At 69.4% G+C, this 10,494-nt stretch carries 7 protein-coding genes; 1 reads left to right on the top strand and 6 read right to left on the bottom strand.

Going from position 1 to position 10,494, the window contains the following annotated elements:
- Positions 1–322: 322 nt before the first annotated feature.
- The 3 genes from ACIOMQ_RS31160 to ACIOMQ_RS31170 form a co-directional block, all read right to left on the bottom strand.
- On the bottom strand, positions 323–880 hold the full coding sequence (locus ACIOMQ_RS31160) for a MarR family transcriptional regulator (RefSeq protein WP_362203191.1): 558 nt from the start codon (positions 878–880) through the stop codon (positions 323–325).
- The gene (locus tag ACIOMQ_RS31165) at positions 871–3,048 is read right to left on the bottom strand and encodes an MFS transporter (protein ID WP_402191362.1); all 2,178 of its coding nucleotides are present in this window, start codon (positions 3,046–3,048) and stop codon (positions 871–873) included. The genes ACIOMQ_RS31160 and ACIOMQ_RS31165 overlap by 10 nt, the downstream gene beginning before the upstream one ends.
- Positions 3,049–3,408: 360 nt before the next feature.
- Positions 3,409–4,317, bottom strand: a complete 909-nt coding sequence (locus ACIOMQ_RS31170; protein ID WP_362203188.1) for a hypothetical protein — start codon at positions 4,315–4,317, stop codon at positions 3,409–3,411.
- A gap of 328 nt (positions 4,318–4,645) precedes the next feature.
- On the opposite strand from ACIOMQ_RS31170, the gene ACIOMQ_RS31175 reads away from it, so the two are divergent.
- A complete protein-coding gene (locus tag ACIOMQ_RS31175; RefSeq protein WP_402191365.1) occupies positions 4,646–5,887 on the top strand; it encodes a hypothetical protein in 1,242 nt (413 codons plus the stop codon).
- 188 nt (positions 5,888–6,075) lie between these two features.
- Here the strand turns inward: ACIOMQ_RS31175 and ACIOMQ_RS31180 are convergent, their stop codons facing one another.
- The 3 genes from ACIOMQ_RS31180 to ACIOMQ_RS31190 all read right to left on the bottom strand — a co-directional run bounded on the left by ACIOMQ_RS31180 (position 6,076) and on the right by ACIOMQ_RS31190 (position 10,493).
- Positions 6,076–6,903: an MOSC N-terminal beta barrel domain-containing protein gene (locus ACIOMQ_RS31180; protein WP_362203185.1), complete on the bottom strand. Its 828-nt coding sequence runs from the start codon at positions 6,901–6,903 to the stop codon at positions 6,076–6,078.
- Positions 6,904–7,345: 442 nt separating this feature from the next.
- On the bottom strand, positions 7,346–8,692 hold the full coding sequence (locus ACIOMQ_RS31185; protein ID WP_401939753.1) for a UDP-glucose dehydrogenase family protein: 1,347 nt from the start codon (positions 8,690–8,692) through the stop codon (positions 7,346–7,348).
- 187 nt (positions 8,693–8,879) lie between these two features.
- Positions 8,880–10,493, bottom strand: coding sequence for an alpha-amylase family glycosyl hydrolase (locus tag ACIOMQ_RS31190; protein ID WP_401757076.1), 1,614 nt, complete (start codon positions 10,491–10,493; stop codon positions 8,880–8,882).
- Between the last annotated feature and the right edge of the window lies 1 nt (position 10,494).

The following is a 10,494-nucleotide window of genomic DNA, read 5'->3' on the forward strand; positions in this document are numbered from 1 at the left end:
ATCACCCCCCGCCTCGGCTCCACCCGCGCCGCAGACCGGATCATCGTCCTCGACGGCGGGCGCCTTCTCGAAGAGGGCACGCACCAATCACTCCTGGAGCAGGACGGCGAGTACGCGACCATGGGGCGGGCCCAGGCCCGCACCTACAGCGACCAACCCCAGGTGCAGACCGCATGCAGGGGTGGTTCCGGGGCCGCCCCTCCATACGGTCTGCGCCGGTGCGGCTGGCTGTTCAGTGGAACTGCCGAGGGGCGGGCGGGTGCGGACGAAGCCGCGCAGTGGTGCGCCCCGGACACCGGAGCAAGGAACCTTCGGCGCAGGATCAGCCAGGCGTGTCACCCGCCGGCCGGTGCCGTGACTGCCTCCCGGGGCGCGGGGCGAGTTCATGAGCCGGCAGGTAGCTGGGGGCCAACTGCTGAGCCAGTGAGTCCAGCAGGGGCACAGCGGCGGCGAGCACGGCGAGCTGGTCGTCGGGAAGTGCGGCGATGCGGGAGGCCAGGGCCTGAAGGCTGTCGCGGCGGATGCTGTCCAGGACGGCTGTGCCGGCCGGGGTGAGGACGAGGAGGGAAGCGCGCTGGTCGTCCGGATCGGGACGACGGCCCACCAGTTCGGCGGCCACCAGGATGTCGACCAGCCGGGAGGCACTGGGCATGCTGATGCCCATGCCGCGCGCCAGGTCACCGACCCGCAGGGGGCTGTGCGCGGACAGAACGCCCAGCGCGGTCAGGCGACTTGGCGTCAGGTCGTGCCGCTCCGCCGGTGCGCGCAGCCCATGGGCCAGCCGTACGACCGCCGCCCGCAGCCGGGCCGCGGTCTCGTCGCGGCCCGAGGGCGGGGCCGACGCTCCGGGCACAGCTCGCTGCGGCTCGTTCACGACCATGCGCCGTCCAGCCTGAGGTGCAAGGCGCCGCCTGGCCCGCCGGGGGTGCCCGGCGGAGCCTGCGGGGCTTCGGCCCTGGTTGCCGCGGAGAGGCCGTGGGGCAGGCCGGGCAGTTGGAACCGGCCGTCGTGACCGGTGGTGGCGTACGCCACGATCACACCCCGCGGATCGACGGCTCGCAGCGCCGCGCCGGGCAGCGGGCTGTCCGGGCCCGGCCCGCAGACGACGCCGGTGAGCTGTCCGTTCGTCCGATCGGTGGCGCCCGCGGTGGCGGGGCGGCCGTTGCCGCCGGTCGCCATCGCGTAGACGGCAGGGCGGTAGCCACGCGCGGTGACGACCAGCGTGTACGCATCACGAAGCGCGTCCCCGGTGAGGTGGGGCCGCGTGCCGCGCGGCCCTGCCCGAGCGGTGCCGAGGCCGGCCGGCGACGGGGCGGACCGCGTGATGCCGGGATCGGGGACGTCGGCTCCGACACGGACGGACGCCCGCTCCGGTGCCGCGGCGCCGGGCGTCGTTCCCGGGACCGGTGGTGCGGGGGCGGATTCCGCTCGGCCGACGGCTGTCGGCCGGTCGGTGTGCACGTACTTGCCGCCGCGCAGCCAGGAGGCCACGGCAGCGATGAGGCAGGCAACGATGGCGAACGCGAACGCGGTGGTGAGGCCGTGCGCGAACGGCCCGGAGATCAGCGCGGGGAAGAAGCCCCGGCCGGTCAGGTACGCGGTGTGGCCGGCCGGCAGATGGGCCAGCACGTCGGGGCCGAGCAGCGTCTGGACCGGGTTGTAGCCCAGCAGCGAGGCGAACAGCACCGAGACCGGCGGCAGCGCCGCCACCCGGTCCGCGTCGGCGGCGGGGACGCCCTGGGAGACCAGGCCGTCGGACAGGGCGTGCGGGAGCGTGGTGGCCAGGCCGAGAATCATCAGGCTGAAGAAGACCCCGATCGACAGCACCATCGCCGAGTTCTGGAAGGTCGTGCTCATACCGCCGCCGACGCCACGCTGGTCGGCGGGCAGACTGTTCATGATTCCCGCCCGGTTGGGGGAGGCGAACAGCCCCATCCCGATCCCGTTGAGCAGCAGGATCGTGGCGAAGGTCCCGTAGTGGAAATCGACCGGCAGGAGCGCCAGAAGCACAAAGCTGCCCGCGGCGACGATCATGCCGCCGGTGGCGAACGGCCGCGCCCCGAAGCGGTCGGACAGCCAGCCCGAGACCGGTCCGGCGACGAGGAATCCGACCGTGAGCGGCAGCATGTAGATGCCTGCCCACAAGGGGGTCTCGGCGAAGCTGTAGCCGTGCCGGGGCAGCCAGATGCCCTGCAACCAGATGATCAGGATGAACATCAGCCCGCCGCGGCCCATTCCCGAGAGCAGGCTCGCGAGGTTCCCGGCAGCGAACGCACGGATGCGGAACAGGCTCATCCGGAACATCGGCTCGGCGACCCTGGTCTCCACGACGCCGAAGATCAGCAGCACCGCCACGCCGCCGACCAGGGCGGCCAGCACCCCGGGGTTGGTCCAGCCCATGGTGTCCCCCCGGTAGGGCTGGATGCCGTAGGTGATGCCCACGAGTACCGAGATCAGCCCGACGGCGAAGGTGAGATTGCCCCACCAGTCCAGCCGGGCGGGCCGCCGGATGCCGGTGTCGTGCAGCTTCCGGTACGCCCAGAACGTGCCGAACACCCCGAACGGCACCGACACCAGGAACACCAGGCGCCACTCGACCGGAGCGAGCAGCCCCCCGAGCACCAGCCCTATGAACGAGCCCGCGATGCCCGCGACCTGGTTCAGACCCAACGCAAGGCCGCGCTGGTCCGCCGGGAACGCATCGGTGATGATCGCATTGGAGTTGGCCATCAGCATCGCGCCGCCGACGCCCTGGGCCACCCGCATCAGGATCAGCCACAGCGCGGCTGCCGTGCCGTGCATCCACGCCAATGACAACAGCACCGAGAACACGCTGAAGACCGCGAACCCCGCGTTGTACATGCGGACCCGGCCGTATATGTCGCCCATCCGGCCGAAGCTGACCACGAGCGCCGCAGTGACCACCAAGTACCCCATGATCAACCACAGCAGCAGGCTCGTGTTCCCCGGCTGCAGCGGGTCGATCCGGATGCCGCGGAAGATGTCGGGCAGCGCGATCAGCATGATCGAACCGTTGATCGTGGCCATCAGCACACCCAGCGTGGTGTTGGACAGCACGACCCACTTGTACCGCGGGCTGGATGTGTCGGCGGCGGCTCGGGCCCGCCGCCGCGCCGCGCGGTCCACCGCAGGCGTCGCAGACATGGGCACCTCGACGAAGAGGGCTGGATTAGTTGCTTACCCCAAACTAACTCTCCCGTCCGGCTTTCTCGACCCTGCTACGGAAACCTCACGTATCGCACCCACCGGTTTCCGCCATGTCCCGTGCAACGAAGCTGCCACCGAGGGGCTGATGTGTGCAGGGGTGTGTGCGGGCTGGGGCGCGGCGTCTCGGTGCGTCGACCGGCCGGCCCCGGCCTACTGGCGCTGCCCCGCAAGCGCGTGCCCCTACGGAGTCCGCACCGCGTCTGTTGCGGGGCGTGACAGGTACAGCGCGGTGTGGAAGTAACCGTCGCTCTCCTTGCCGCGCGGGTCCTCACCGGCGGCCAGGACCGCGGTGACGGCGTACTGCTGCTCCTGCGCACTGGTGAAGCGGCGCTGCGGGTAGGTGCGCTCGACGGACTTCTCGGTGGTGAGGCCGTACGTTGCCAGGCAGTCGGCGACGGCCTGGTAGGAGCCGGTGCGCAGCACGAACGCGGCGACCTGTACAGGGCCGCGAATACTGTCGAGGAGGGGTTGGAAGGTGCGGGGCGACAGAAAGCTGGCCCCACCGGTGAGGGTGATCAGACGGGTACCGCGTACCGCGTCGCGCAGGGCGGGGCCGGCCGGTGCGGTCTCCAGGTTCTCGGCGAACGCCTCGTCCAGCAGGCCCACGGCGCGAGCGTAGGAGACGGCACGGGGGGCGGCGTCGAGCCCGACGACGCGGACCGCGTCCGGGCGCCGGTGAGCCGCGTAGAACTCCCTGTCCCACTCGATCAGTTCGGTGGTGCTGAGACCGGTGGCGTGCGGAGACGTGTAATGGGCGTACAGGTCGTTCCAGGTGAGGTGGTGGTTGAGCAGCGCGGCGTTGAAGCCGTACGAGCAGCAGATGTCCAGCACCGCGGCCGGGCCCGCCGTTTCCGCCGGGCCCTCCGCGTCCTTCGAGGGACCGCATGTACTGAGCAGGTGCCGGAAGACGCTCTGCGCATGGTGAGGGGTCTGGTACTCCCAAGGGCCGAGCGCACGGAAGTACGGGCGTGGGTCCGGCTGGTCGTACGTGTCGTCGAACGGGGTCATGCCCCCGGCAGCGGATCCGTCCCCGCCCGGGGAGTTGCCCACTGCGGGCAGTGCCTGGCCTTTCGGCTGTGCAGGGGTCATCCGATGTCCCTCTCCCGCGATCCGAACATGCATTCCAGGGAGAGTCAACGCCCAAAGCCGTCTGCCGGGAACAGGGCGAACGCCAGAACCGGCCAGGCATGGTTTCAGAGCACCCGCAAAGTCCCGGCCGGCTCACCCCGGCCCCAGCGAATGCCCCTGGCGGTCGGCGCGGTCGCCTGCGGCGATGAAGTTGCGCCGCGCACTCCACGAACGGCTCGACCGCCTGGAGAGCCGCGCCGGTCCTCCGTGCCGTGCGCACTGCAGGCGGCCCGTCCCGAGTCGGCAGACGGCTCCATTCACCACCGGGAGCGGATACGGTGCTGTTGTGATGATCAACGGGGAGGACACGGCATCCGGGACCGCGCTGCTGCTCGCGGCAGCGCCGCCCGGCAAGAGCCGCCTCATCGACGCAACCAGTGTCCTGCCCACGCTCGCGGCGGTGCCGCCCAGCATCCTGACCCGAACGACGGCGGCCACCATCGTCGAGCTCGCCGATCCGACCGACCCGCAGACCGTCCTCACCCACATCCGCGCCGCGGCCGCCACATCCGGCCCACTCACCCTCTACCTCACCGGACAACTCCATCTCGACCACAAGCAGCGCCTGATCCACCTCGCGCTCGCCCGGACCACGCCGGCCACCCTGCGCTACACCGCATTGCCCTGGCACTGGCTGGCCGGCGAACTCAAACTGCGCCGCCCGGACACCACCACGGTCGTCACCGACCTGGTCGCCGCCCCTGACGCCTGGCAGCAGCTCCGTACCGAGGGCCTCGTCCTCGGCCACGGGATCCGCGTATACGGCCGGATCACCCCGCCGCCGCCCCGCCACCGGATCGTGGAACCGGCCTACTTGAGGGCCTTTGCCACCACCTGGCGCAGTGGCGCCAACCCTCCGCTCGCCCAGCTCCACGAACAGGCCGTCATCCAGACCGGCCCCGCCGACGCGCTGCTCCTGGCCTTCGACCACACAGCCCTCCCCGTCCCCGCGGCGCCGACTGTGCCGGCACCGAGCCGGCCACACGAGGAGCCTGCATCCGTTCCTACGGCACCTGCCCCGAACGCGGAGAACACCGGGGTGTCCGAAGAGGATCCGCTGCCTGCGATTTTTGCCGCCGCCCACGCGGGGCGGCACAGCGAGGCCGTGTCACTCGCAGCCATGTGGGAGGGGTGGGCTCTGCGTACCTACGGCGCGGGCTCCGTGCAGGCGATCCACTGGCTGGAGGTTCGGGCGGACCTCGCTCGTCTCGCCGGTGATCCGGCGCGCAGCTGCGAGTTGTGGATGGCTGCCGCCGACGCCCGCCTGGCCCGGCAGCAGGCCCCGGACGACCCTGCCGTGGAGAGTGCCGTGGACCGGGCCCACCACCAGTGGCTGGAACTTCGCGACCAGGTTCGGGCCCGGGAACTCGGCCCGCCCCTGGTTTCGTTGCGCCGCCACGTCCCTGGCCGGCGCTTCGGGGCGGTCGAGGCTGTTCAGCGCCGACTGGAACTGCTGCACACCATGCCGCCCCCCGACAGGGCCGTCGCGCGGCATCCCGAGGCCGACGGGCAAGCTTCCTTTCCCCGATGACGTGAGGTCAGTTCGTCGATGCCGGGGCGACAGCCGGCCCCTTGATACGCAGGGAGGCCGACGGCGCCCGCGAGTTCGCCCCAGGGTCTGTCGACGTCTGCCGGGCCGTGCCGGAGCCATTGGCGAGGAGCACCGGGCGGGTGGTCCGTCGTTCCCGGCCTGCGACACGCTCCGGCCGGGCGTCGGGCCTACAGCTCCGGCTCGCCCCAGGAACCGACGATCACCTGGTCGCCCACGGACAGTTTTCCCGGCCGGAGCACGGCGAACTTCGTACCGAAGGCGATTCCGCCCTCGGCTGCCCGCCGGTAGCCGGCGAGAGTGCGGAGCGGCTCGGGGCCGGCCTTGGCGCCAACGCTCTGATCGACCATGGTGACGACGCAGCGGATGGCCAGTTTGGCGTAGCCCAACTCCGCCTCGCCCATGGTGATGTGGCGTGCCCGATCCTCGACGTGCGGCTCGTCCCAGCCTTCGATGACGATGTTCGGGCGAAAACGGTCCATGGGCAGCGGCGCGCCTCCTCGTTCGGCCATCCGTTCGTTGAGCAGCTCCAGAGTGGACCGGGAGAGGATGTGTACGGCGCAACTGTCGGCGTATCCGGAGGTGCCGGGCGTCCGACCGTCGGTTACCCGGTTGTGCTCCGGCGGCACACGTATCAGCCGGGCCGGCGAGCCGAGGAATTCCGACAGCCATCCGGCGGCCTCGTCACCCTGGTCGATGCCCTTGTACGGGGCCCCGAACAGCTCCACGTCCCGGCGCGTGCCGGAGGTGTCGACATCGATGGCCAGCCGGCCCAGGCCGGGTCCGCGCAGTGTGAGGCGCGCACCGCCGGCGCCGATCTCCGGTCGGATCAGCGCGAGTTGCGGATGGCGGCGTTGACTGCGGAAGACGCCATCCGCACCGGTGACCATGAAACTCCGGTCGTGGGCAAGTCCCGCGGGCGTCAGCATGGCGACGTCGGCCGAGACTCCGGCGCACCCCTTGATGGGGTAATACGACAGTGCTGCGATCCTGGCCACGCTTCCCCTCCCTCGCCCTCAGGCCGCCGACGGCCGCCTGAGCCCGCAACATGGCGTGACCCCGAACCTACTCGACTCGCGGCCTACGGGGCGGCCGCCGACCACATGGATCCCCGCCGCCGACTCGCCGTGGTGGTGGTTGTCCGCTGCGCTCGACGGCGGGTTCTCCACCCGGTCGACTCCGCGCTCTCGCCGGCACCGGACCAGTTGTCGCCCGCTCCGGCGGCGCCCGCCGAGACCTCAAAGCCCTGCCGAGGGCTACGACTCCAACCCCGAGCCGGGACCGGTTGTGTCTCCGGCGGATCCTGTCCGTCATCTTCCGTAAGGGACAACCGGAGTCCTCTCCCTCGTCTGCAGCCCTATCCGCCGGCTCCGCCGCAAGAAGGTCCATGGATTCTGCGAGTGATCCGGTGCGAAACCCGCGCCCAAGCTGTTGGACAGCTCAGGTCAATGCCGGCGCGGGCTTCGAGGACTGCCGCCCCAGGGACGCACATTGCCAGCCGGCCAATCGCCAGCGTGCGGCATCGAGAGTGTTGCGCGCGTCGAGAATACACAGACGATGGGCATATTGAGCTGCCAGACCTGGATCGACGTCCTGGAACATCGCCCATTCGGTGAGGTGAAGGATGACGTGTGCGTCTTTGGCCGCCACGAGAGGGTCTTCGGTGAACGAAAAGCTGGGGTGCCGCCGACGGGCGTTGTCGGTGGCCTGAGGGTCGCACACCGTTATGTGACCTCCCAGGTCGGATATCGCGTCGGCCACGGCCAGTGCCGGTGAGTCCCGGATGTCGTCCGAGTCCGGCTTGAAGGCGGCCCCCCAGATCGCGATGCGCTTGCCCTCGAATGTCCCGCCGCACAGTTCTCGGGCGAGTTCAACCGTGCGGGTCCGACGGCGCAGGTTGATCGCATCCACCTCCTTGAGGAAGGTGACTGAGTGACCTACGCCCAGCTCGGTTGCACGTGCGACGAATCCGCGGATGTCCTTGGGCAGGCACCCCCCGCCGAATCCGAGGCCCGGAGACAGGAACCGGCCCCCGATCCGCGGGTCGTGCGAGAGTGCCTGGGATAGCTGGGTGACATCGGCTCCCGCCGCTTCACAGACTTCGGCCATGGCGTTGATGAACGAGATCTTGGTCGCGAGGAAGGAGTTCGCCGCTACTTTGACCAGCTCTGCCGTCGCGAAGTCCATGGACAGGAACGGGATCCCGGAATTGATCAGGGGGCGGTACAGGTCCCGGAGCGTGTCCTCGGCAGCGATGCTGCCCACCCCGACGACGAGGCGGTCGGGAGTCAGGGTGTCCTTGACCGCACTGCCCTCCCGGAGGAACTCCGGGTTCCAGGCGAGTTCGACTCGAGCGTTCGATGTGGCAGTCAGCTGAGCTATCCGGGCCCCCAGTCGCGCACACGTCCCGACCGGCACGGTCGATTTTCCGATCAGCAGCGCCTGTCCGTCGATCAGTGGAACGAGTTCGTCGATGACGCTGTCGACATGACGCAGGTCCGCGGCGTCGCTTCCTGGAAGTTGGGGTGTGCCGACGCAGAGAAAGTGGACGTCAGCGAAATCGGCTGCTTCTGCGAAGGAAGTACTGAAGCGCAGTCGCCCACTCGCCGTGTGCTTGGCAATCAGTTCGTTCAAGCCCGGTTCGTAGAACGGGGCGCAGCCCTGGGAGAGTTCACTGATCTTCTGCGCATCCCGATCGATTCCAAGGACATCGTATCCAAGTTCGGCCATGCAGGCGGCGTGTGTGGCTCCAAGATATCCGGTGCCGATCACAGTGATACTGGTCATGATGCCTTTCTCAGTTCTCCGACGTGCACAGGCGTAGGGCCAGGTCGCGGACTTCTTTTCCGTAGGCTGGGTGGTTCGTCATGCGGGTCGGCTGGGCTTTGAAACAGCGGAGCATCGATGGGCAGGGCGCGGGTAGGCGGCAGCATTCTGCTGCCGATGCCCGCTACCGGGACGACCGCTTTCCTGATCACGGTCCCGTCCCCCAACTCTTGCTGTCCGTCCGCCACCACGCCGCCGTGTCTGCCGGCATGACGAAGAGGCTGCCTTCGAGTTGGAGCGGCGCGCTGGCCAAGAGCAGCTCGCCCGGACGTTCCATCGTGATGTCATGGGGGCCGAAGTTGACGGTGCACACAAACCCTCCGCCACGGCGGAAGCTCAGTAGCCCTGGTGGTGTGTCCCTGCTGTCCCGCCATTCGAACCCGTCTCCGTGACGGTTCAGGACGCGCCGCAGCTCCAGTGCCCTGCGATACAGGTTCAGGGGCGATTCGTGATCTGCGGCCTGGAGCTGTGCCCCCAGCGACGCCCACTCGGCCGGTTGCGGGAGCCAGGTGGCCGCAGAACCATCGGGTCCGAATCCGAACGGAGCGGTGGCCCCTGACCAGGGCAGGGGGACTCGGCAGCCATCGCGCCCTCGGTCGGTGTGCCCCGAGCGCTCCCACTTCGGATCCCGTAGCGCCTCATCCGGAAGGTCCACGACCTCCGGAAGCCCGAGTTCGTCGCCTTGGTAGATGTAGGCGGAGCCCGGCAGCGCGAGCATGAGCAGGGCCGCGGCCCGCGCGCGGCGCAGGCCCGGAGCGCCCCCACCGAACCGGGTCACGGGGCGCACCTCGTCATGGTTGGACAGCACCCAGCTCGCCGAGGCACCGAGTCCTCCGAGTGACTCCTCGATGACCCGACGTACGTCGCATTCGGACCAACCCGCCTTGATATAAGGAAAGTTGAATGCTTGGTGCAGTTCGTCCGGCCGTAGGTACAGGGCGAGACGGTTTATGGGGACCCAGGCTTCGGCGACCGCGATGCGGTCGTCGCCGTAGGTGTCGAGTACGCGCCGCCACGCGCGGTGAATGTCATGGACGTCGTCGCGGTCCAGGTAGAGGGACCGGTCCTCGGGAAGGCGTCCCTCGATGCGGTCCGGGTACCCGGGAGCCTTGGCCAATCCGTTCGCGACATCGATACGGAAGCCGTCCACACCCAGGTCGAGCCAGAACCGCAGGATGTCCTCGAACTCTGTACGTACCTGGGGATTCTCCCAGTTCAAGTCGGGCTGCTGCGGCGTGAACAGATGGAGGTACCACTGGCCGGGCCGTCCGTCCTCCTCGGTGACCCGGGTCCAGGCCGGCCCTCCGAAGATTGAGGGCCAATTGTTCGGGGGCAGTTCCCCGTGCTCGCCCTTGCCCTCACAGAAGTGAAATCGGCCGCGGGCCTCGCCGCCGGGCTTGTCGGCCAGTGCTTCGACGAACCAGGGATGCTGGGAGGAGGTGTGGTTGGGTACCATGTCGACGATCACACGAAGCCCTCGTCGATGAGCATCGGCGAGCAAATCTCGGAAGTCCGCCAGAGTCCCGTACGAAGGGTCCACGTCGCGGTAGTCGGCGACGTCGTATCCCGCATCGGCCATCGGCGATGTGTAGAACGGCGTGATCCACAGCGCGTCGATGCCGAGGTCGACCAGGTAGTCCAGTCGGCTTCGCACGCCCCGCAGGTCCCCGACGCCGTCGCCGTCGGAGTCGCGGAAACTGCGGAGATACACCTGATAGATCACGGCGTTTCGCCACCAGTCGGCGGCAGCCGCGGCGTCCACG

This window comes from Streptomyces sp. NPDC087845 (genome assembly GCF_044742755.1).
GTDB lineage: Bacteria > Actinomycetota > Actinomycetes > Streptomycetales > Streptomycetaceae > Streptomyces.

Coding starts and splice junctions, on each gene's coding strand:
- ACIOMQ_RS31160 (WP_362203191.1), bottom strand. CDS start 880: ATGGTCGTGAACGAGCCGCAGCGAGCTGTGCCCGGAGCGTCGGCCCCG.
- ACIOMQ_RS31165 (WP_402191362.1), bottom strand. CDS start 3,048: ATGGCCACGATCAACGGTTCGATCATGCTGATCGCGCTGCCCGACATC.
- ACIOMQ_RS31170 (WP_362203188.1), bottom strand. CDS start 4,317: ATGACCCCTGCACAGCCGAAAGGCCAGGCACTGCCCGCAGTGGGCAAC.
- ACIOMQ_RS31175 (WP_402191365.1), top strand. CDS start 4,646: ATGATCAACGGGGAGGACACGGCATCCGGGACCGCGCTGCTGCTCGCG.
- ACIOMQ_RS31185 (WP_401939753.1), bottom strand. CDS start 8,692: ATGACCAGTATCACTGTGATCGGCACCGGATATCTTGGAGCCACACAC.